Origin of the sequence: Methylomonas koyamae, assembly GCF_006483455.1 — a bacterium.
Classification (GTDB): Bacteria; Pseudomonadota; Gammaproteobacteria; order Methylococcales; family Methylomonadaceae; genus Methylomonas; species Methylomonas koyamae_B.
The window spans coordinates 137,904-160,172 of sequence record NZ_PPPU01000013.1 but is presented as its reverse complement, the minus strand read 5'-3'; the positions used below and the strand labels follow the sequence as shown (position 1 = coordinate 160,172).

The window sequence follows — 22,269 nt, the reverse complement described above, 5'->3', positions numbered from 1 at the left end:
GCGGGTTCCTTTGATCGATCTTGGTAAGATCGACGCGCGTCTATCATCAGTCGCCAGACCTTTCCATTACGTAATCAGGACTATATTCATGTTTGTACTCGGTTTAGATATTGGTTATTCGAACGTTAAGCTCGCATTCGGTGATCAACTTGCACCACCAACCACAAAATTATTTCCCGCCGGGGCTGCACCCGTTGAACACTTGCCCCAAGCAATCGATCGGGCGAGCGATACTTTACGTGTCACGCTCGACGGCGTCGCGTGGGGCGCTGGCATAAGTGTCAGCAAACTGAGCAATTGGAACCGTGCTCTACATCAGGACTATACAAACACCTCCTCTTATAAAGCGCTGTTTTATGCCGCCTTACTATCATCCGAACGTTCTGTTATCGACGTCTTGGTTACAGGTCTCCCAGTATCACAATGGCAAGACAGGTCAGCGCGGCAAGCATTGGCCAATCAGCTCAAAGGTGTTCACCAAATTACCCCGAAACGGCAAGTCGCTGTAGAACAGGTTCACGTCGTTCCGCAGCCAACCGGCGCCTTCGTCGAACAACTATTTACGACGCAAGACAGACGTTTAAGCGATGGCCGGGTATTAGTGATCGACCCAGGTTATTTTTCGGTGGATTGGGTGCTATTGAACGAAGGTGAAATTGTTTCTGCGTCGTCCGGAACCAGCTTAGAAGCTATGTCAGTGTTGCTAGACAAGACAAGTGAATTGATTTGCGACGACCATGGAGGCAAATTGACCCCTGAAAAAATTGAGGATGCTTTGAGATCCGGAAGCAGTAATGTGCTATTGCTGGGCCAAGAGATTATTCTCCAGGATTATTTGGCCGCGGCTGCACAATCGATCTCGATGATCGCATTAGAAGCCATGAAACAATCTCTCCGCCGAGAGAAGGGTTCTGTTGATATCGTCTTACTGGGCGGTGGTGGCGCATCCCTTTACCAGAACGCAACTAAAGAATTTTTCCCCTTGAACCCCATCTTTACGCCATCGCAGCCAACACTTGCCAACGCGTTAGGCTTTTTCTATTTCGGGAGGGGGTGACGGTGAAAGTATTGGTGACAATCAATCCGAATGCCAACCCAGAGCTTTACGCCGATATCGAAAGAATAAACTCCCGAGATCGGGCGGAACGAGTGCGGACGCTAGCAACCATGGCTGTTGTCATCTCACAACTCGGATTACAAAACTCGTCCGCCGTTGCTTATATATCAGCTAGTGATTTAGCGTCTGAGTCAACCTTATCAAAACTCAAATCGAGCTTAGCTTCCGAAGATTGAAAACTTTTGCTATTGCATTTTTATATTTTTGTGATTTCTTAATAAGTAAGCCAAACATATGCGGAAATTGTTACTTATCTTGTACCTAGTTTCTTTGTCAGCTAATGCTTACTCGAATGCACTGATAAACTCGAATTGGGGAAAAATTGCCGCAGAAAAAGGGCTAGACCCCTTTGAATTGTATGCCGTATCATTAATGGAGTCATCGAAATACAGTGCGAATTACACCATAACACCATGGCCATTGGCCATCAACGCTGCTGGAACGGCTATTTTTCCGCGAAACCGTGGGGATGCTTTAAATGCCTTAGCACGTGAACTCGAAAAAGGAATTACATCGATTGATGTCGGATTGATGCAGATAAATATTAAATGGAACGGCTATCGTGTCAGCGATATAAAAAGCCTATTCGATCCAGAAGTTAACCTTCGGATCGGCGCCGACATACTTGCCGAAGCCATTCGCTCAGAACCGCATGATAAAACTCTCGGATTAGGTCGTTATCATGCAGGTTATGGCAACGAGCCCGATCGACTGGCACGCGCATACGCCTATGGAAAAAGAATATCGCTAATTGCCAATAGGCTTAGAAAGTATTTCGGAGACTAACAATGACGGAGGCAATCGAAGCGTTCAATCTAAAGCTTTTATTGTTCATTCGAGAGTCCATGCTTGATGATCAATCCAGCAAATTGAAAATTTTACTTGGATTAGACAAGGAAACAGCACAGCTAATAAGCAGCATCAGTATTGACGAAGTAATTACTTTATCTAAATCAGGATTTTTTTTGTTCTCTCCTCGAATTAAATGTGATGAATTTAGAAAAATATTAGACTCAAAAGAACCGGACCCAAAAACACTTATAGAAATTCTAAATAGAAATGGATAGTTATTTATGAGCCACAACGACAAGGCGATTACGGTTTTCAATAGACATGAATTAGCTCTCACAATGATTAGAGCGGGTTTTCGGACGTCTATCGTGTTTATTCATACACAATTATCAAAACTGTTGCTGCGAAGACTTTACAAAGAATTGCATTTGAAATCACCAAGCTCTGGGTTGCTATCGTCATCTGCCTATGTCCTGTCCAATCGCAAGAATCAACTCTACGCAACCTTATTTATGAATATATACGCACAATTGCATGGAAAACAACAAAATTCTGTGGACGTACGGCTTGTGATCGAATCCTGGGATATTTTTAAAATGTTGGTACCAAAATATATGGAACTCGATATACATCCTCAAACGATCAATGAGGCGTGGACATTGACAAGGGACTTTCGATGTGAGACAAATTATTTTGAAACCTGCCCTAAATGCGAAAAACAATATTTGGCTTGTGATGACAGCCGCTTAGCAAAACGATGCCCTTACTGTAACGCTTCGCACTAACAGGTTGGTGAAAAACCATATTTCAGACACTAATTTTGCTCAATCGAACCAGCATTTAGTGGGAAAATAGCTTCATCACCACTAAATATAGAGTCATTCAAAGCCAAAAAAGAGTTTTTCACCAACCTGCTAATGCTAAAACTCAACAGTCAAAAAATTCGCTATCTGCCGATCCGCCCCAACCATATCGATGATGGCCGCATTGCTTGCCCGCATTGCCGCCGCAGAATTGTGCCGTACGTGTATTTTGAGTACGGCGTCGCTGTGCACTCAAGTTGCAGGTTATGTGGTGGGACCGTTCAGGTTTTCCGGAAAGCAAAAAAGCATATGACTTTATTAGGATTGCTTTTCCGCGTCCTTCTTTTTTTCGTTTTCTTGTTCTTGATGGTTGCCTATCATGGTTGAATTTGATGAATTACAACGTATTACCATTAAGATAATCCAATTACTTTTCTAACATACGTCTGCGTTTCTTTAAACGGCGGAATGCCTTGATATTTGTCAACATTTCCTTCGCCTGCGTTATAAGCCGCCACTGCTAATTGTAAATTACCGTGGTAGCGATCAATCAAAAACCGCATATACTGCCCCGCCCCGTCAATCGCTTGCTCCGGATCTTCGCGGTTTGTAACACCAAACCTATCTGCAGTTTCAGGCATTAACTGCATAATGCCTTTCGCTCCTTTTTCCGATTCGACGTGTGGATCGAACGTCGATTCCACTTCGCCCATACGGGCCAATAGACCCGATGGAAGACCGTATTGACGTTCCACTCGATCGAAAATTGGTTTCAAGTGACTGGGCACGGCGTAATCAGCTTTCGGATGATAATCAGTAGGTGAATCTACTGATCCGGCTTCACTGTTTTTTTTTATGGCGTTATTATAGTTGCCGATCGATCTTACTAAATCAGGTCGATTTTGCGTTGCAGCCCGATTCAACAATTCGGCGATATCGCCGCCGATACCCTCGCCGTGTTCGGTCACTAATTTTTCACGCGCTATTGCGGTTCCAGCGCCATCTCCAAAACCAAAATCAGCTGGCCTTATTCCCATGCCTGTTTCCGTGAGCGCCGCTTTGTAGTATTCGAGCTGGGCCGGTGTTAATTGATTAGCCACTTCGTTGCCCTTTGTGTTCCTCCAAGCTTCAACGGCTTTTTTTCCGCCTTCACCTGCTTCACTAAAGGCTTTTTGTGCCGCATCCGCATAACCATCACCCTCCGCAAGATGTTTTGACATTGCATCGTAGAATGGACCTGCAATACCGTAGGCCTCATTTCCCAATGATTCTAATTGCAGTCTCGTACTATACAGCGCCCCAGCTACACCATCGTAATTCATTTCTCCAGCCGATTTTTCGCCTCTGGCCAGATGGTTTATCTCTTTGGCAAAGTAGTCAGCCTTGGTCCCCGCCATTTCTGCAAATTCAGATCGGGTTCCGGCGGTTAGCTCGTTTTTCTCGGTATCGTGAAACTCGCTGACTTTCGCCTCGCCGGCGCCGACCGCTCGGCCAATTTCGCTCATCCGTGCATTCACCTGATGCGGCAAATTGCCGGCCGCCGCGCGTGGGTCAACCACGCTGGCGCGATCAAATTCCGCACGTGCCTGGCCGTGCTTGGGCGCATCGGCTCGAAGACCCGCGTTCTTGTTCGGGTCGGCTATCTCGCCGGTTTTCGCTGCGAACGAGTCGCGCAGCAATTCGAACCCGGCCGTTTTTGCCTGTTGCGATTCGCTTGGATTCATAGATCTGAATCTCGCCGGCGAATGTCCTGTCAACAACGACATGCCGGCCGCCGCGTAGGCCTGGTTTTTATCGGTAATTAAACCAGAGGATCTCCAGTCACTGGCGAGTGTCTGTGCATCGCCGCTTAACCCAAACCGCGTTAACTCATTATTCAGGCGGCTCATTAAACCGGGTTTTGTACTGATCGCCTGTCCGGATTCCAATGCGCCGAATTGGGCGTTCGTGCCGAGGCGGCTTTGCATCGACGCCGTGGCGCTATAGGCTTCCGAAGCGGACAACACATCATTGGCAGACGATTGCAAACTTTGTAGTGTTTGGTTGTTAAGACCCAGCGACACAACTTCGCGGGTACCGGACTGCGCATCGGATGCCACGCTACGGGCCAAGTCCGTTTGAAATCCCGCATCTTCGGTCAAGCGCGTGGCCATATCGTTGGCGATTTCGTTCGAACGTTGGCTGTTTAAGCCGAATTGGCTTTGCAACCTATCGCTGATATTGGCTTGTAGCATGTCTTTTTTGGAGCCACCTTTAGAATTACCTTCGGCTTCATCGCCACCTTTTCGTTCCAGTCCACTGCCACCCAGCGCCATGGCGCCTGACAACACCGAGGCAAATTGATCCGAGGTCATATCGGTATCGCTATACCGCTGTGCGTACCCTGACCCTTCGCTGCGCATCAGCTTATCGGTTTCCGACGAACTACTGTTGAGCCGGCGAGAAAATGATTGTCCTGTCGAGGCGTCGCGATTCGAGGCAAAACTGTTGCCCGCCGAATTCGCCAGTGAACTCATAAATTGAGCACCGGCCTGGCGCATATAGTTCGATGACGACGAGACGGCTTCGGAAGCCTCTCGAGACACATTGAAGGTCGGCAGCACATTTTCCGCGCCGGTTCGGTGGGTGCCTTTCAGCGGAGAGTGTTGATAGGCCGACTGATTGGCAAACACCGGGGCCGTCGCCAACACGGCAGGCGATCCTGCACGCTCGTCGATATAATCTCCACTCTGCATGCGGCCCATGAAATGCGTGGCGGTGACCGAGCCGCCGTAGACCAGCATCAAGGCGATCGCCGGCGTTGAAGACGCCAGCATGCCGCCGATTGCCACCCAATCTTGCAACACCATATCCATTTGGTAAATCCCTTCGATCGAGGGAATATTGAAGCCTTGCGCATCCAGGGCGTCCATTTTTCCGAGAGCCGACATGGTGATGTACAAATTGATGACCGCCATGATCGGCATCCACAGTTGGATCCATAACAGCATTTTGAAGTACTGGCCAACCATCGAAATCCCGGCAGACCCCAGCATGACGGCGAAGACCATGAGCGGGGTAATGGCGTAACTGAGACCCTCTATCCAGGTCATCATCGGCCGGACGATCCGGGTAAACAGCGTCTGTTCTGCGGCCCATTGCATGTTGCGTTGCTGGATGGATTGATGGACCATGGCCGCTTTGTTCCACTTCAAGCCATCTTCGTAGCGCCCGACGATACCTTTTTCGAACATTGGCACGATCAGGCTCGCCAGCATGTAATCGTTCGCACTGATAGTGCTATTGGACAAGGCTGTTAACGCATCGCTGATCCGCGTGGACACGTCCTCCGACCTTGCGAGATTCAAAGTTTGCTGCAGTAAGTCTTCTAAACCGGTAATGCCATACTTGGTAATGTAATCATCCAGCGCCGCATAGGCATCGGTACAGGTCAAGACAGTCGGACCGGCGCCCAAGTAGACTTCTGTGGTGTAGATTTTGGAATTGAAACGTATCGCCGTCATCACGCTCGCCGTACGCATGATCGCGTCTAACGTGGTCTGATTTAAATCGACCCCGGTTAACGTACATTCTTTTACGTAATTGACGAACGAAGCTTCCAGATCGACCTTGGCACTCGGTGAATTGGCTTTTCCCAGAGTTATCCGTGATAACAGGCTTTTTCGGACAGCAATTAAGGTATTGAGCGGATCCGCGAACCCGTGTTCAGTCATACTCGGTACCGAAAATCCTTGCTCGAACAAACGCGTCAAGCGGTAACCCATATTGGACAGGATGGAACCCGCTACCGCCGGCCCAAACGGCACATTGTTGACCACAACCACGTTACCAGAATAGGCGTCTTCAACCTTGACGACTACACCCGGCGCAAAGAGCGCGGTATAAATCAGCATAGAGGCAAAGACATCCTGATAGCGAATGCCACTCGCATTGAATTGGGTCAAACCTCGCAGCATCACCATCGTCACTCCCAGTGATGCGCCGACTGCAGCAGCTCCTTTGTAATCGTCGGTTAAAGAAATCATGGCGATCGCATTCAGTATCGCTGCGAGGAACTGGGAGTCTCCAATCGAAAATATTTCGTAAATCACTTGGTTTCCTCCTGAGTGGGATAATTGGCGGCGCTAGCGCCGGTTTGATCGAATGCTGCGTAGTTACGGGTTGGAGTGGCTTTCATGATGTTCGAATAAAAATCGACCACGGCTTTGATATTGCCGTATCGCATCGCCAATTCAGTGGAATCGTCTTCGATTTGTTGCCTAGCCACGCTTAAGGTATCGGCCAATTTCGCGGCGTACGCGCTATCTTCAAGTGAGGAAGCATAGCGGGCGGCATCGTATAAGTTCTGGACCATCGCTTGTGCTAACTCCAGCGCGATTGCTGGCGCCGCATCTTCCGCAAACAATCTGGCCATACCGTAATCCTGTCTGGCCATGTTCCGGATCATCGCGGCGACGGCCCCTGGTACCAACTCCATAAATGCCATTTCATCCGGAGTTAAGTCGCCGGTATTGGTGCCGAATTTGTAAACCAAACCCGGTTTGACGCTATTACCAATCAACAAGTCGGACACTCGTTTACGCAGCCCGACTAAGGTCACGTCTTTAATGACCGGATTCAAACAACCGTCGATTTCGGTCGTATCGCAATCGTAGATTTTGACTTTGCTATAACTGCCGCTACCCGAACCGTTTAACAGCTCTTTCATCCCGATAATGCCGTTTAACACAACGACAGGATTGGTATCTCCCTGTCCATCGCTGGCCGCCGAGGGCTCATTAACAATGACCGTGCCGCTGATGCTCATCATCGCTTCGAGTAAATCCAAACCGCCAAATTGGAACCAGTTTTTCGCGTTTTTCTCGTTTAAAGCTCGCCACACCAGGTTTCCCTGAATAATCTTCTTCATTTCGGTAGGCGCGTTGTTGGAGACTTGTTTAGTCGGGTCGCCTTGTGTCGAAGTGTTGGTCAGCGCCCCGAAGACATCGGTAACCCCCTTGGAAAAGGAGATTTTCGATTTTTTCATATTCTCGGTGACCGATGCCGGTAACAAGCTGGTGGCATCGTTCACAATGCCTTGAGCCAATTGACAGGAATTCGAGAACATTTGATTAAGGTCCTGGATCCGTTTTTGCAGGCCGGACATAAGAACTCCGCACTGATTACACATCGCGTCGATAGCCAATTGAAAGGCGTATCCCGTTGCGTTGGCAGCGACAGAGCGCATCAAGGTAATGAACTGGTCCTTATTAATGAAAGAAAAGCTGCCACCGAATAAATCGATACCCCCGCATCCGGCGCTAAACGAAGGGGGTTGAAAGGAAACCAAGTTAGTTTCCACAATCTTATTACGGGAGACTACGGATCCACCTGTAATGACCCCTCGCCTCTGGCCTAGGTGTGCGGTTGGCGTCGTGACGTTGGTCATCGTGCCGAACATCGCGTCCATTTCCTGTTGCAAGTCAGCGAACCCACTGGCCGGCAGCACTAGCATCCACGCCAGAACGATGATTCGAGTAATACGCAAGTGCCCCATAACAGCTCCTAGTAGGCTATTGAATAGAAACGGTTAAGGCAGCACGGGTTGCGCGCGCAATGCCTCAACCAATCGGCCAGGATCGTTCATTACCGGCTCGGTCAATGTCCCCGCCTCCGGAATCAAAAAAGTTGAATCTGTCACCCCGCGCGCCGTGCTAAACAGCCGGTCCGATATCCACCCGGCATTCTTGGCCGACAGCAATACCCTAGAGGTCAAATCGTCCAGCGACACAACGCCTTGGGCAATCGGCAAGATTTCGTTTGGGGGCTTCATTAAGAACAAAGCAGGAGTAGACATCACGCCTAACGCCTTTGCCTGTCCAGTATCCGATCTGAATTGCTTATAGAATCCCGACGGCATCGGCTTGCCATCCAAAGACACCGGATAAATTTTGAAACCGAAACGCTGCTCCAACACCGTTAACAAGGGCGCTTGCGCTTCGCAAAAATGGCAATCCGAACGAAAAAAAAACAAAAGGCCAGCTTGTTTGGATATCGTCGACATGGCCTGTTCATTCGCCTGTGTCGCCATTTGATTGGCGGCATTGGATGCAAACGTGGCCAGCGGCCGCCGGTTATTCTCGTCCAGCCGCGGATCGCTCATAACTACTCGTTGCGCCACAGTGGCAAACTTCTGGGCTTTATCCATCATTACCCGTTGCAAGTAGTAGTAAGCCGCCACGTTCTTTTCAGTGGGGTTATCGATGGCGGCGTCCTTGTAGTGTTCGAGATTTTTTCTAAACCATTCAGCAGAGAGGTATTCAGGCGGCCGAGGGGGTTCAGAGGGAGGATTAGGATTTGATGAAATCTTTTCCTCTGTCTGAGGCGGACTGGGAGTTTGCTCTATACTAGTGTCAGGAGTTGTTTCACGCCAAAACCATCCCCGCTGTTTGTCCAGAAAAAAAGACGGCTCTCCCTCATCGGATCGAGCCATCAACGGGAGCAGCAGGCACAGCAATAGGAGCAGACATGGATTCATGGTTTCATTATCTCGTTTTTAAAAATTCAAACCCGCTGGCTAAATGCCTCTGAAATTCACCTACTCAGGCCCCCTGGCCGTTTCAATCCCTTTTCAACGAGTACCTTGATGATCGATGACATGGAAATTTCTATTTCGAAAGATGAATACAGGTTATTACTGGAGTTTTTGTTCTTGGCTGACAGATGCGTGCTCAGTGCAGAACGAAAGAACCTAAAGTCCACCGAGCCTTATCGCGCGCTGATCGAAAAACTCTTGAGCTACGCCGAACGGTTCCAATGTGCCGATTTGGTCGTCGATATCCCCGGACTCCCTCACCGAATGGTGTCCGACTCCTTAGAATCAAAACTCATTTACAAAATCTTCAGCGAGTCGTTAAATGAGGATCAATTCTGGTTGAAACTCGCCCATGCTCTGGCAGTAAGAGACGTCGACGCCGAATTAGGCGCGATTCCTGCTCATCCCCAAAGCTCACCCGGACAAACCGAATTGGATGAAATGCGCCTGTTCAAGCTGGCCGAAAAACTCCTCGAATGGCGTAACGAATTGCTCCGGAACGGCCTCAGCCGCTTAGAGTTACGCGCTCCGACGGCATTCGACGTGGTGAGCCCAAAAGGCCGATCCGACATCAATTAAGCGCGGCAATCACCGACTTATCCACAAAATCTGTGGACAAGCTTGTGACAAATCAGTCAATCATCGGCAAACGCCCCCACAATTCAACCAGTTAGAAAACTGTGTAATATTTGAGCAATCTCACTATCATCCCCTAGGTCATCGGCACAACGGCAAGCATTGACACCAGACCCATCACGGTGGATATCGCCGAACTCGCGGCGGCCTGAATCTGGCTCAATTTACTGAACACATCAGCCGGCTGAGTGTAATCGACGATTTTCTGGAACTTCAGGATTTGTTCCGCCACGCTGCGGCGATCGCCCATACCGTCGACCAAGCCAAGTTCTAACGCGTCTTCTCCGCTCCAGACCATTCCCGTAAAGAGATTCGGATCGTCTTTCAACCGATTGCCGCGGTGCGTTTTCACCACCTCGATGAATTGGTGGTGTACGTGAGACAACATGGTTTGCAGCTGTTCGACGGCTTCGGGTTCCGGGTCGGAGAACATATCGCCGACGCCCTTGAATTTTCCAGCCGTATACAATCGGCGCTCAACGCCCAGTTTTTGCATGATGCCGGTAAATCCGAACGAGTCCATTCGCACGCCGATCGATCCCACCATACTGGCCCGATTGGCATAAATTTCATCGCCGGCCACCGCTACGTAGTATCCGCCGGAGGCGCCAAGGTCGCTGATCACGGACACTACTTTCTTATCCGGAAATTTTGTTTTCAGGCGTAGCACTTCATCGAAGATCATGCCGGCTTGTACCGGCGTCCCGCCGGGACTATTAATTTCCAGCATCACAGCTTTCGCCTGATTCTGCTCGAAGGCGGTGCGCAAGCTGGCAATCACGCTATCGGCATTGGTTTGGCCGTCCGGGGCGATTTCGCCGCTAATACGCACCATCGCGACATGGGGTTGATTCCGGTTAGTCAGATACGACCAATTGGAGTAGACGGACAGTCCTAAAAAACTCACGAACGCCAATAGCGATAGAGTTCTAAACGCGGTATTGATGCGGTGGGTTTTGCGCATGACATCCGCGTTGCTTTTGACGATTTCCAGCAAGGCGTTTACGGTAGTCGAGTTTTCGGTCATTGTTTTCACTCCAGAATTTCATAGTCAATGGAATTTCGGATATCCGCCCAATAGCTCGGCTGCGATATCGCGAATAATCGCCCTTTCCAGGCTGCGAGGTGTTGTCCTTCACTGAGATACCAAGCAAATAACCAATGGCCGTCGGCCGTCATGCCGCGCAAGAGTTGACGAGCTTTGGGGTTATCCCACGCGGCTTGTCCCGCATCCTGAAACTGATTCGCGGGATCGAAGGTGGCCGGTACGGGTGGCGCCCGGCGGATTACCAGGCTGTGGGCGGTGGCCACGCTATCGTCTTTGTCCGTGGCACTTTGCAAAATTACCGGATAACCTAAGATTTCGTCGCGCGCGGGATCGCGGGGCGCCGGCTCCATATCCGCGAGACGCAACACTGCCCACAACGGTTCGGCGCCACCCGTCAGGCCATACACTCGCCAGCGTACGTTTTTGTCATCGCCGCAGTTATCCTGGCACGTCGCAGTCAATCCGGCTTGCCACACAGCGGTTTCGAAGCGGCGAATCATATCCAAGCGGGCAGTGACCGGGATGCTGAGTGAATTGGCATAGCTCTCGTCCATATACAAGCGGCCATACACTTTGTACAAGTCGGCCGGCTTTGCAGAGGGTGTTAACAGGCTTAGCACCAATCCCGCCATGCCGATGCCAGTGCTGACGTCCATTCCGGCCGGGGACAACGGTGCGCCAGTGGCCACCGCCCCGACGAAACTGGCGTCTTCGGCCATATTCCTTATCTGATTGGTCGCACCGGCTGGTGTCTCAGCGATTGCCTCTTTACGGGCGTTAAACTGCTTGGCCTGGAATTGCTGATACATTAAGTCCTGCACGTCTTGCCTCTTGCTCCGACTACCGAGTACGTCGCGAATTAAAAACGAAATTTGATACGCTTCCTCGGCCGGCAGCACTTTGCGGTGTGCCTCCGAAATCGCAATGGGTCGGGAGGCAGGTGCGCATGCAGTCTGGGATAACACGATGACGACGACGAGCGAGCGAGCGGTGGTTGATGTCATGGCAGTTATCCTTAAGGTTTAGATGGAGCGAGACCTGGACCCATGGACCAGCCTTGTTCCTCCGCGTCTTGCCGGGTCTGGTTCATGTCGATGCCTTGCAACCGCAGAACATTGCGGTCCGCCGTATTGCGACGGTCGCCCTTATAATTCAAATCGGAACTGGCGCCGGTCAAGACGTCCAAATTGAGTTTTTCCGGGGTTTGCGCCGTCGGTAAGCGCCCGGTACTGGTGAGAATACCGATCCATTCGCTCAGGTTGACCTTGCTCCAATCGACTTTTTGCAGTTCGCTGATTGCAATGCCTTCGCACTGGGGCGACTTAGGCGGTCCGAAGTTCTTGCCTAATTGCGGCCGGATTTGTTCCTGCAGTATTCTGGCCAACGGCGAGTTGAAACAACAATAGGCGTAGTTCTGTTGAACGCACATCCCCAGTATCTTGGAGCCGCAGTACTGTCCGACAAAACTACAGGCTTTCACGGCGTTTTTGGCCATCAATTCGTATTCTTTCTGCTCGCACTTGTAGATCATTTGCACGACCATGTTCAGGATTTGATAAATGGCGTAGGCAATCATGATGACGTTGAGCATCGTCCCGATATAAGCCGCCCCTCCACCCAACTGGAGTTCAGCACCGGTACCTTGTAAATTACCGGCCGCATCTACTGCGGAGGAAGCCCCTTGACTACCTGCCACACTAAATAGCGCATTCGCTGCTTGTGGACCAAAAATATCAGCAGTCCAGGAAACCATTTTTTCCATAGCCATATTCCGCAATGAACTGACCACATCCAAATACGCGGTTTTGGTAAAGCTGGCCGTGCACTCGGAGCCAATGTTGTCGACAACGGAATCGAGTTCGGCCAATACGTTGTCCCAGGCCGTTTTAATGGGGGTATAAACCGCCTCACCGGCATCGATCAAAGGGTCGCTTAAGGTTTGCCATGCCCCGCGAATCGGGTTGGTTTTATCCAAGCGCATGACAATGTTGTGGGTTTTACTGACCTTGTACATCAGATCGATGTACTCGCCGATGCCGATGGAGGTCGGCGATTTACAGCAATCGATTTCACTGGTCAGATTGACTACTTTGCATGACCCTCCCTTGCCCTCGAAGACCTTGCAGGTGGTCACATCTTTCGGATCGCTACAGGTTTTATCCATCGCCGCTTGTTGTGCCGAATTCAACGCGGCCAAGGCATTGGTAAAATCCTGGCTTTGTGTACGGGTAATATCAACACAATCTTCGCCCATACAGCGTACCGTTTCGCCGCAGTCCGGTTTCACGGACGCCGTCGCCTTTATCACGCCGAATTCCTTTCCGCAATCATAGGTATCCTGATACAGCCAGCACTTTCCGCTAGCGCCAATCGTCCCGTCGACGCACTCGGATCGGACGAAGGCACAGCCGCGCGCTTCCAGGGTTGCGCAGGTCTCCGGCACCTGAGCTTCAATATCGCTGACGCACTGTTTAGTTCCGTCCGGCTTTGTCCAACACGGAATATCGTTGGAATTGCACGTCGCGGTCATGGTCGCTTTGGTGCAGGTTTCCGGAATATTTTTGAAAGGTGCGTCTTTGAAATTCGGTTCGCACACCCACATTTGCCCCACCGAAGTGGTGATGGCCATGCAATATTTGTCGCCGATCTTGATCCCGGCGTTGATATCACATGTGGTTTTCACGTTTTTGCAAATTCCGTCGTCCGCCGCCTTAATTAGGTTCTGGCAGGACTTGTCGTTCATGGTCCATTCGTCCCGAATAATAATTTTCAGCGGATCGTATTTCAGTCGGATTTGCGCAAAGGCTTCGCCGCATCCTGAGACCAACGCCTCCGCATTGAACTTCAGGATGGAATTCTTCCGGGCGTTGACAAAAGGTTCTGTCACATTGATGTTGGGATAGGCCTGCCAACTGGTCGACATTTCGCACTTGGGCGACGGTGCCCAGCCGTTGTAACCCGTCCAGACCAGCTGGTCATTGATATGAACCCGCATATAGTCATCCCATTGGGCATACAGGATGGTCGCGGAAATGATCGCTTCCGGATGCTTCACGATGTATTGGCTGGACACAGTGGGATGGGCGCAGCCGCCGTCGCACCAGTAGTTGTCACCCACGATGCCCACCCAAAGATCCACGCATCCGTCCCCACAGGATGCAATTTTGGTTTCGCCTTGGGCCGGTAGAATGACCGGCTCTAGCAGTACATCGTGACTGGCGACGCAGGTATTGGTAATGGGAGGGTTACGCCGACAGGTTTTGTAATCCGGTTGCGTGCCTTTACCGGGGGTGAGTGTCGCCTTGACCTCCTTATTACAGTCGGTGAAATATTGCGAGAACAGATCATGGTTCTGCATGACATAATCCGTCGATCCCCAGATGGGATCATCGAATAGATTGGGATGCGCCCGATTCGCCGACTTGATTAGAGTCCGGTACGCTTCGCCGGTATGGCTAGTTTGGCTTTCCATACTCGTTTGCATGTCGTTGCCGGCTTTGATGGTCGCTGCGTTTTTGCCGTACAACTGGGTGAAGGTCGTGGCGTTACCCGTTTCTGAATCCGGATACAATTCGCTGATCGGGACCGATACGTCCTTACCGGTATTGGGAAAAAGGACCAAGCTTTTTTGATCGGCGCTGAGTGTTGGCATTACAAACCCGCTGACGGCGCTTTCACCGGTTTGTTGTCCAATTTTGGCTGATTCGCTCATAGTGTCAGCGACCACCGCATGGGTCGGCACCCAAATCAACAACACCATCAAGAAATGGCAAATGGCTCGGGTAGATGTGCGCTCGGAAAATTCGATAGCCATCTTAAAATCCTAGACAGCAGTCAGTCCATCGCCACAATATGTAGACGTGGTATTCGCCGGAACCGGGATAAGAATGGCCTGCTCCCCATAGCAAATCACTTTCGCCAATCGCATGTTTGCTCTGGGTATCGGCCACTGGGTAAAACATGGTGGTAGCGTATTGGGATTTCGGAATAAACGGGGAAATCGTCCCGCCGCAGACGTGATCATCGCCAACGGTTCTATGGGCTAGGCCGCGCCGATGCAGTGCGGCCGTAGCTCTTGTCATCAATAAACTGCTTTGACGCGGCGCAATGCCTTCACCGGGATGGGCGTGACCGGACAACGGATAGATGCCACCCCAGGCCCCGGCGCACCAGAACATTTCGTCAATCGGCCGGCCGGCGGACGCCGCAACAGCATCGAACGAACACGCCGCCAATGCCACCGGATTCGCAAATAATACGACCTCCGGATTGGTGAAGAATGCCAATTCATCGTTGTTCCAGGTCGGATCCAGTTCCGAGACATACAGCAAATCGAAATCTTTGTATCCGTCGGCAAAGCACCGATCTTCCCAGAATAGATCGAGCATGACGTATATCGGGAATGCGTAATAGTGATAATTCAGGAAGACTATTTCATCAGTGTCGTACACAACAGGCGACGAACCGCCCCACAATCGCACATTCGACTGATTGATTTTTGTGCCGCCAAGCGTCGGCGCGCACCAAGGATTCGGCACCAACTCCACGACCCTGGCCGGACCCCAATAGCCCATGGTCATACCCACTTCCGGGATAAGCTCTTTGCCGTCGCAAACGCAGTAGACATTACTGGCGGCGGACGACGGAACCAAATCGTCGCCCACGGACGAATCGCCGCTACCTTTTGTTTGCGGTGCGCGAAAATCCAGCACACCGCCGGCCAGCCGAATCGGAAACAAACATCCCCAGCAAATATCGGTAATCAATTTCCCCGACCAGAGTTCCGCGTCCGGACATAGGGCGTCCGCAGCACTTGACTGGCCCGAACACAAACACGCACACAGCAATACAAGTTGCAACCACGTCGCTGGTTTAGTCATGGCCTGCCACCGCGATTTCTCTAACTTTGATGTGCATGCCGTCTTGTTCGACGACGCTGGGAACCGCTTCGAGATTAAAACGTTGCCGCACGTCGGCGGTGAGTAAGAACACCGATTGTCCCAACCGCTCTTCGAGCGCATTAAACGCCTGCCATCCTTTGTCCCGTTCCAGACTGGTAATCAAATACGTCACCGGACGACCTGTCATCGCCTTCCCCTCGCGCTCAGCCGCCGCGACTTGATCGGGTTGCGTGGCATCGAAGACCACCAGACGCTGGGTAAACGGCAGTTGACTCAGCGGATTGATGCGCTGCCCTTGTCGGACGATGATCTGTCCTGCCGGGGTGACAACGTCTCTTGGCGCTGTCACGGTGATATCAATCAACCGCTCGCGATCTTGCTGTGCCGCTGCGAGCGATAATAGTTCGGCTTTTTGCCAGAAATGGGCCTGTGCTTCACGTTTCTTGGCGGTCCAATCGATGCCGGCCATTCGCGTCTTCATCACCTTGATCAAGTCCAGCTCGGCGATAGCCTGAGTATCGCCGTGTACGCCCAGATCCACGACTCGATCATCCGGCGCCGGACGCGATTTTAACTGTGCCTCCAACCAGGCGGTATCGGTAACCCCTTCCACCTTGGCCACAACACGGTCGCCCTCCTCCACCGTCAAACTCGGCACCACCTGAATGTGGGCATTCTGAAAACGGGTCGGATCCAGTTCGATAGACGGAACCCTCTGAGCATCCAGCGTTTGCGCCAAACCATGAATTTCGCGAATAAATTCCTGCACCCGCTGACCGTCGCGAATACCCCTGAAAACCACTAACACATCGTCTCGGCCGGCGGCCGCTTCGAATAGATTGAGCAGGCCGGTCCGACCCAAGGACGTCGAAGCGTACAGGACATAATGCCGGCGTTGATCACGCTTAGGCTTGGCGAAGGGTTGCGGTGAAGGCGCATGCTTTAAGGTTTCCAAGGCCAGCGCCTTGGCATTCGCCGCGTGCGGATTGGCATCCAACCAGGCCGGACGCGGTCCTTGTTGAGCGTGCTGCATCAACGCCTTCGAACGCTCGAGCCAATCGGTATCGGCGCCGGCCATTGGTACCGACCCACCGATCAATACCGCCGCCACCGCTATGGGCTTAAAATGGCAACGCATAGACTTTGCCTATAATCTGATCGGGATGCACCACGCCCCAATAGCGGGAGTCGAAGCTATTCTCGGTTGTGCCTGTCACCCACAATTCGCCGTCTGTGACAATCTCGGTCCGAATAAACGCGGCGGCCGGTTGCTTTAATTTACACGCCAACGCCAACCCTTCGGAGACCACGCTACCGTTCACTCGCGCGGTTTGAGTATCGACCGTTACGGTGTCGCCACCCACACCGGTCGCGGTCTTGATCACGATGTGGGTAAACGAAAACCAGGGCGCCATGGCCATGCGTTGATCCGCGGCAAACGCCACCAGATCGTCTCGGCGAATGTCTTTGGCGTAGGTGTCGACCACGAACCAGCGGTGATTGCCGGGCAAACACCGATCTTTCTGATCGTCGATACCAATGCGAAACCGATTTTCGAGATAAGCACCGCCAATCACAATCGCGATCAGCGTCGGGAGGGCTTTTTTAAACCAAAATACTTTTTGATCGAGGGGGTTACTCACCGACATAGACATCCTCCGGCGCACCGACCACCATGTTCGCATCGACCACCACGAAACCGGAATCCACCAAATGCGAGATTTTGGCCTGCCATTCATTCATGGCCTGCTTGATGGCATCTTGACTGGCGTCTTTCGACAGATTTCGGGTCCACCCGGTCCGGTCTATCACGAACACCGGCGTCAATAAGTTCAGTTTTTCCAACTCGGTCGATAGCGAATGCCTTACCAGCCAATAGCTGGACGACACACTGACGGCAATGGCGGCCAAAACAACGGCAATCAATGATTTAAGCGACATGGCGTGTTTCCTGTTGTAGCAATAAATGGCGGATGGCGGCATCGGTCGAATAGCCTTGCCGTTTCAGATTTTTGATCGCGTTGACGTGTTCGGCCTTGGTGGAATACAGCAAGCGTTTGTAGGGATCGACCACCAGACGGGCGATGCCTTGACCGTATTCGGTGATAAAGAAAATTTCCGAGTAGACGCCGGGGATAGTGTGAACCGATTTGAGCAATTGGATTCCGCCATCGGAGAGCGGCAGACGATTCTCGTTTTTAATGGTGTCGATCGCTTCCGGTTTTTGACCTAACAGATACATATTGGCCGAGTTCTCGACGATGGCTCGGCCGGTAGGCGAGCGATACAAATCGTTGACCGACTGGGTAATCGTCACCGCGGCACCTCCGTATTTTCGGAACCGTCGATAACCATGTTCAATGAAGGTCGCTGCGTCCCCCATACTCAATAAATCCCAGGATTCGTCGATGATCACGATCTTGCGCCGATCGCGCTCTCCGAGATACATTTCCTGTTGGATCTGATAGATCAATTGCAGCAACACGACTTGTTGTAAGTGTTTGCGCCCCTTCAATTCCTCCAATTCCAACACGGTAAAACTATTCTGAAACCGAACATTGTTGACGCCATTGAAGAACCGGCCATATTCGCCGGTCGACGTGAAGGGAAAAAGCTGTTCGCCGACATCCTTCAGTCTTTGGTCGGATTCAGCCCGCAACCGCTGAGCGATATCGTCGACGGTCATCTTTTGCGCCATTTCATCCCATAGCCCTTTTAAGATCCGCTTTAATCCGGCGGTCTGAAAGTCGCTGAGTTTTTCGGTGGGCGCCGCCATCGCGGTAACCAATCCGGCCACCACATCGGCTTCGTCTTCCCAGTTTTGCACCAACTCGAAGGGATTCAGGCAAATCTGTTTGTCCGCCGTAAATTCCATGAATTCGCCGTCCAGCGTGTCGGCCAGATTCTGATAGGAGCGGCCGACGTCAATTACCCAGATCTGCGCCCCTTCGGTGAGATAATTGACGATAATTTCATTGGTCAGAAACGATTTACCGGACCCCGATTGCGCGGCGATGCAGCAATTGAAATTCGATCCGGAATCAAATAACGAGACATTGACCAGTTGTCCTGAGCGCGAAATAAAGTTGAGTACCGGCGAACCAGTCCCCGACCAATCGGCAAACATCGGCAACAGCGGAATGGTGTGACGGGTTGCCATCGTGATATAGCGGTTACTCACTTGCACTTGGCTGAGTTCCGCGCCCAAGGGCAGGCAATTCAGAAAATATGGCAAACTAAAATACCGGTCTTCGAGCAGCTGAAAACCCAGCTCCCGGTAATAGGTGCGCGCATTGGACACGGCTTGGGATTCTTCATGAGGATCGCAGAACAACACCATGCCGAAATAAGTGCGGATGGGGCGATCGCCATCGTTCAGCGCATCGAAGAGTAAGTCGAAATTGTGTTTTCGGATCGCTAACTGCGGAACGATATTTAATAGCGGTCCCACCGCCTGATTGGCGGTGAATTGACGCTTGGTCTCCAATTTCATCCGTGTGGCTTCCGAATCCGGGTAATGCAGTGTGACGGAGATCAACACATTGTCGCGAATACCACGGGCTCCGCTCAGTAGATCCCCCAAATAGCTCAGGGCCGAGCCAAAATACACTTGATCCGGCAGCCGTTTGACCGATAAGGTTTTCACCCGTTTGTTGCTAAGAGTCACGCCGGTCTGATCGACCGCCAGTTCGTTATCGAAATCGAATAATTGTTCGCGGATCAATTTACGCGGATCGCACTCGGGCACCACCAGATCGTGCCAGCTGGCTTCGGGGTGCCAATTCAACATCGTGTTCAACAGACGTACATACACGTCGGCCGTCAATGTCTTTGGCCTTAATCCACTCGTCGCTAACGCTTGAAAAGCGGCCAAGAGCAATTCCGACGCATGTCTCAATTCTTTCTGAGTGGGTTTTGCCCCCGACAACGGTATCTTTGCAGTCACCAGCACATGAAACCGCCTAACCCGTGTCGGCAAGGCTTTATCGATCGGATGCTGAGTCGCCCCACGCAGATAGTCCACATTGGAAGCCACCAAGGCTTGATACAACGGATTTTGTTGCTCCATTCGGCGCGTCTTCAAGGTGGCCATCACCGTGTCGATATCGGGCGACGCCCACAAACCCACCTGGAGCAAGGTGTCGATCGGCCATTCCTGATTCAACAAGACGTTGATGCGATCGGCGATCGACGGATCGTTTCCGAAGAGCGGCTCGCACAAAAAACCGAATCCCAAGCTGGCGTCTTCTCCCAAAAACAGATTGGTATCGGGATCGAACGCCAACACGGCGAATAAATTGTCGATTCTGTGGTAACTTTGTTTAGGCATCGGGGTTTACGCTTCTGTTTAACTCTATCGAGTAAGGGTTAACGGTACGGACCTTCGCTTGCTTGCTTTTGACAAGCCTTCTGGCTCTTGCCGCATTACAAGGCACCAGCTCGGTACCATCGCTGCTAAAAACCGGGACCTTTAACCGGCCATTCTGGTTATTCCGAGGACTCACTTTCATGACCCATCCTGAAAGTCAGATGGCGGTTTCCCGCCGGACCTCGTTATCCAAGGTGTGATCACAATCACTTAAAGGATTGCAATTCCAAACCCAGATCACGGTCTATCGATTACGGAATCGATAGGATTACCATGTCGCGGTAACGACGGCGTTGATGATGCCAGGGGCGGTAAACAAACCCAGACCGGCGGCGACACCGACCGCAAAACCCATCAGGGAATTGCGCAATACGCCGGCAATCAGCCCGACGACGATAAACGCCGCCGCAATCAATTTGCCCAACGATCCTTGCATCCAGTTGGTCAACAAGGTGTACACGGCGTTGAATTCGGTACTACCGGTACCGGCAAACGATTCGGAGGAAAACAGAAACATTCCCGCCACGGCGACAAGGGCGACCAACATTTTGACCATCACCCGATTTTGCATTTTTTTCATGGTTATACCTTTCAGAAAAGTGAGTAAATAGGCGTTAAACCCAAATCTCGGGCGCGGCAACGCCCGGTTGGCGATCTAACGCCTAACTCACCTTCTGGTGGTTTATCCGATTGCTAAAACGGCGATTTTGCTTTTAACAGCGACTCGAATCCTTCCGGCATTTTGCCGCCCCCTCCCCCCATTTTTTTACCGTCCACCAGTCCATCGAGATCGAATTTGTCCTTTTTAGGCGGTTCACGTTGTTCCACTTGCAGGGCACGCAATTGCGGATTTTGCGTTACAGATTTCTTGCCGATCATCCAACGTCTAGGCTCTATCTCGGTAAACACATAACCGGACACATTCAAGTCGCCGTCTTTGTCCTCCCAGGGCGCGATCCAGATTCTCATGACTTCGGATGGCGTGCGTATCGGGGTGGGATCCTCGATATGCGGCACTGGCGATTGTTCCCGGCCACTGCCGGTCAGGGTCACGGGTTGCGGCTTGGTCGCTTCGCTGGGTGCAGTTCCCTCACCGGCAGGCAACGCATTATCGGTAACTTGATAGGCGCGTTCGGTGGACATACAAATCGGATCATTCGGCATCCCTTTACAACCATACGAATCCGGAATCAGCGTACAAGCACCGAGTAGCGGTACCAACACGATCAACAAAACTGATCTGAACATGCGTTTCACCTTATTGTTTTGCAGTTGAGACGCTTTGAGTGCTATTCAGCCAACCGGCTAAATCGTCCGGGGCGCCTTTGTGGGTACGACCGTCCTGGGCAATTACAAACGGCACCGCGGCCAATCCCAAGATGGCCGAAGTAATCACCGCTTTCTGCATGGGCTCCTTGTCGCAGTTGCCTGGAAGCTGTTCCGGCAACCCGGCGTACTCCTGATTGAGCAGTGCGGTAGTCGCCTTTTCCTTGTCCTTGGTTTGGAGCAAGCATTCGATTTTGTTGACCAGAATCGTCGACTCCTGTCCCAATACCGCGATCGGGATAATCTTGAAGGTGTAACGATCGGCGAGTGCCGGCAGCTGCTGTTGCAACTTTTTGCAGTAGCGGCATTGCGGATCGACGAATACCACAACCGGGGTTTTGCCCTTGCCCACCAGCACCGGGCCGAGTTCGTCGATGTTGAGTTTCATATCGGCTAGCGGAATCCGATTCATCACGGAATCGACTTGTTCGATCCGGGTAATCGGTGTTTTCGACCAGGTATCCATTAATTGGCCCTTGAAGGCAAATCGGCCGTTGCGGGATATGAAGTAGGTCTCGCCGCCCGCCTCTACCATATTGAAGCCATCAATCGGCAAGGCCTTCATCGCGTTAATGGCCCCTTTCGCAAACAATGCGGCCTCGGTCGGTGTCGAGACTTCAGGACTTGCCACGGGTGGCTGACCGGCGACAGCCAGACTGGACACCACTAAGAGGAAAATTGCAGGGAGTAATTTCATGGGGTC

21 protein-coding genes are annotated in these 22,269 nt (G+C 51.6%); 6 read left to right on the top strand and 15 right to left on the bottom strand.

All coding sequences use genetic code 11. The features are described from left to right. Nucleotides 1-88: 88 nt before the first annotated feature. Genes C2U68_RS07940 through C2U68_RS07920 form a run of 5 tightly spaced genes read left to right on the top strand, consistent with a single transcriptional unit; the run spans nt 89 to nt 2,694 of the window. A complete protein-coding gene (locus tag C2U68_RS07940) occupies nt 89-1,057 on the top strand; it encodes a ParM/StbA family protein (RefSeq protein ID WP_140911938.1) in 969 nt (322 codons plus the stop codon). A gap of 2 nt (nt 1,058-1,059) precedes the next feature. Next, a complete protein-coding gene (locus C2U68_RS07935) occupies nt 1,060-1,293 on the top strand; it encodes a hypothetical protein (protein ID WP_140911937.1) in 234 nt (77 codons plus the stop codon). A gap of 58 nt (nt 1,294-1,351) precedes the next feature. Continuing rightward, complete coding sequence (locus tag C2U68_RS07930) at nt 1,352-1,903, top strand: transglycosylase SLT domain-containing protein (protein WP_140911936.1); 552 nt, start codon at nt 1,352-1,354, stop codon at nt 1,901-1,903. Nucleotides 1,904-1,905: 2 nt separating this feature from the next. Then, nucleotides 1,906-2,184 (top strand): flagellar transcriptional regulator FlhD, encoded by a 279-nt coding sequence (locus C2U68_RS07925; protein ID WP_140911935.1) that lies wholly within the window; start codon nt 1,906-1,908, stop codon nt 2,182-2,184. 6 nt (nt 2,185-2,190) lie between these two features. Beyond that, the gene (locus C2U68_RS07920) at nt 2,191-2,694 is read left to right on the top strand and encodes a FlhC family transcriptional regulator (protein ID WP_140911934.1); all 504 of its coding nucleotides are present in this window, start codon (nt 2,191-2,193) and stop codon (nt 2,692-2,694) included. Between the two features lie 431 nt (nt 2,695-3,125). Here C2U68_RS07920 and C2U68_RS07915 read toward each other — a convergent pair whose 3' ends face one another. The 3 genes from C2U68_RS07915 to traF are packed head-to-tail and all read right to left on the bottom strand — an operon-like array spanning nt 3,126 to nt 9,229. After that, nucleotides 3,126-6,803: a conjugal transfer protein TraG N-terminal domain-containing protein gene (locus C2U68_RS07915; RefSeq protein WP_140911933.1), complete on the bottom strand. Its 3,678-nt coding sequence runs from the start codon at nt 6,801-6,803 to the stop codon at nt 3,126-3,128. Next, nucleotides 6,800-8,248 carry a conjugal transfer protein TraH gene (locus C2U68_RS07910; protein ID WP_140911932.1) on the bottom strand — a complete coding sequence of 483 codons (1,449 nt, stop codon included), beginning with the start codon at nt 8,246-8,248 and terminating at the stop codon, nt 6,800-6,802. Before C2U68_RS07910 ends, C2U68_RS07915 begins: the two co-directional genes overlap by 4 nt. A 33-nt stretch (nt 8,249-8,281) precedes the next feature. Then, entirely contained in the window at nt 8,282-9,229 is a 948-nt protein-coding gene (gene traF, locus C2U68_RS07905) for a conjugal transfer protein TraF (RefSeq protein ID WP_140911931.1), read from the bottom strand. Between the two features lie 108 nt (nt 9,230-9,337). Between traF and C2U68_RS07900 the strand changes: the two genes are divergently transcribed. After that, a complete protein-coding gene (locus C2U68_RS07900; RefSeq protein WP_140911930.1) occupies nt 9,338-9,865 on the top strand; it encodes a hypothetical protein in 528 nt (175 codons plus the stop codon). Nucleotides 9,866-9,998: 133 nt separating this feature from the next. Here the strand turns inward: C2U68_RS07900 and C2U68_RS07895 are convergent, their stop codons facing one another. The 12 genes from C2U68_RS07895 to C2U68_RS07840 form a co-directional block, all read right to left on the bottom strand. Further along, nucleotides 9,999-10,949, bottom strand: a complete 951-nt coding sequence (locus C2U68_RS07895) for a S49 family peptidase (protein ID WP_140911929.1) — start codon at nt 10,947-10,949, stop codon at nt 9,999-10,001. A gap of 5 nt (nt 10,950-10,954) precedes the next feature. Continuing rightward, nucleotides 10,955-11,974 (bottom strand): hypothetical protein, encoded by a 1,020-nt coding sequence (locus tag C2U68_RS07890; RefSeq protein WP_140911928.1) that lies wholly within the window; start codon nt 11,972-11,974, stop codon nt 10,955-10,957. 11 nt (nt 11,975-11,985) lie between these two features. Further along, nucleotides 11,986-14,784 (bottom strand): conjugal transfer mating pair stabilization protein TraN, encoded by a 2,799-nt coding sequence (gene traN, locus C2U68_RS07885; RefSeq protein WP_140911927.1) that lies wholly within the window; start codon nt 14,782-14,784, stop codon nt 11,986-11,988. A gap of 1 nt (nt 14,785) precedes the next feature. Continuing rightward, complete coding sequence (locus C2U68_RS07880; protein ID WP_140911926.1) at nt 14,786-15,850, bottom strand: TraU family protein; 1,065 nt, start codon at nt 15,848-15,850, stop codon at nt 14,786-14,788. Beyond that, nucleotides 15,843-17,009: a TrbC family F-type conjugative pilus assembly protein gene (locus C2U68_RS07875; protein WP_140911925.1), complete on the bottom strand. Its 1,167-nt coding sequence runs from the start codon at nt 17,007-17,009 to the stop codon at nt 15,843-15,845. The genes C2U68_RS07880 and C2U68_RS07875 overlap by 8 nt, the downstream gene beginning before the upstream one ends. Beyond that, nucleotides 16,993-17,514 (bottom strand): S26 family signal peptidase, encoded by a 522-nt coding sequence (locus C2U68_RS07870; protein ID WP_260839260.1) that lies wholly within the window; start codon nt 17,512-17,514, stop codon nt 16,993-16,995. Before C2U68_RS07870 ends, C2U68_RS07875 begins: the two co-directional genes overlap by 17 nt. Then, nucleotides 17,507-17,812, bottom strand: coding sequence for a hypothetical protein (locus C2U68_RS07865; RefSeq protein WP_140911923.1), 306 nt, complete (start codon nt 17,810-17,812; stop codon nt 17,507-17,509). The genes C2U68_RS07870 and C2U68_RS07865 overlap by 8 nt, the downstream gene beginning before the upstream one ends. After that, nucleotides 17,802-20,201, bottom strand: a complete 2,400-nt coding sequence (gene traC, locus C2U68_RS07860) for a type IV secretion system protein TraC (RefSeq protein ID WP_140911922.1) — start codon at nt 20,199-20,201, stop codon at nt 17,802-17,804. The genes C2U68_RS07865 and traC overlap by 11 nt, the downstream gene beginning before the upstream one ends. Continuing rightward, nucleotides 20,194-20,382 carry an RRXRR domain-containing protein gene (locus C2U68_RS21775; protein ID WP_140911921.1) on the bottom strand — a complete coding sequence of 63 codons (189 nt, stop codon included), beginning with the start codon at nt 20,380-20,382 and terminating at the stop codon, nt 20,194-20,196. Before C2U68_RS21775 ends, traC begins: the two co-directional genes overlap by 8 nt. Nucleotides 20,383-20,508: 126 nt before the next feature. Then, nucleotides 20,509-20,820: a TraA family conjugative transfer protein gene (gene traA, locus C2U68_RS07850; RefSeq protein WP_232529480.1), complete on the bottom strand. Its 312-nt coding sequence runs from the start codon at nt 20,818-20,820 to the stop codon at nt 20,509-20,511. 113 nt (nt 20,821-20,933) lie between these two features. After that, nucleotides 20,934-21,488, bottom strand: coding sequence for a TraV family lipoprotein (locus C2U68_RS07845; protein WP_140912016.1), 555 nt, complete (start codon nt 21,486-21,488; stop codon nt 20,934-20,936). Nucleotides 21,489-21,498: 10 nt separating this feature from the next. Further along, complete coding sequence (locus C2U68_RS07840) at nt 21,499-22,263, bottom strand: DsbC family protein (protein ID WP_186289540.1); 765 nt, start codon at nt 22,261-22,263, stop codon at nt 21,499-21,501. Between the last annotated feature and the right edge of the window lie 6 nt (nt 22,264-22,269).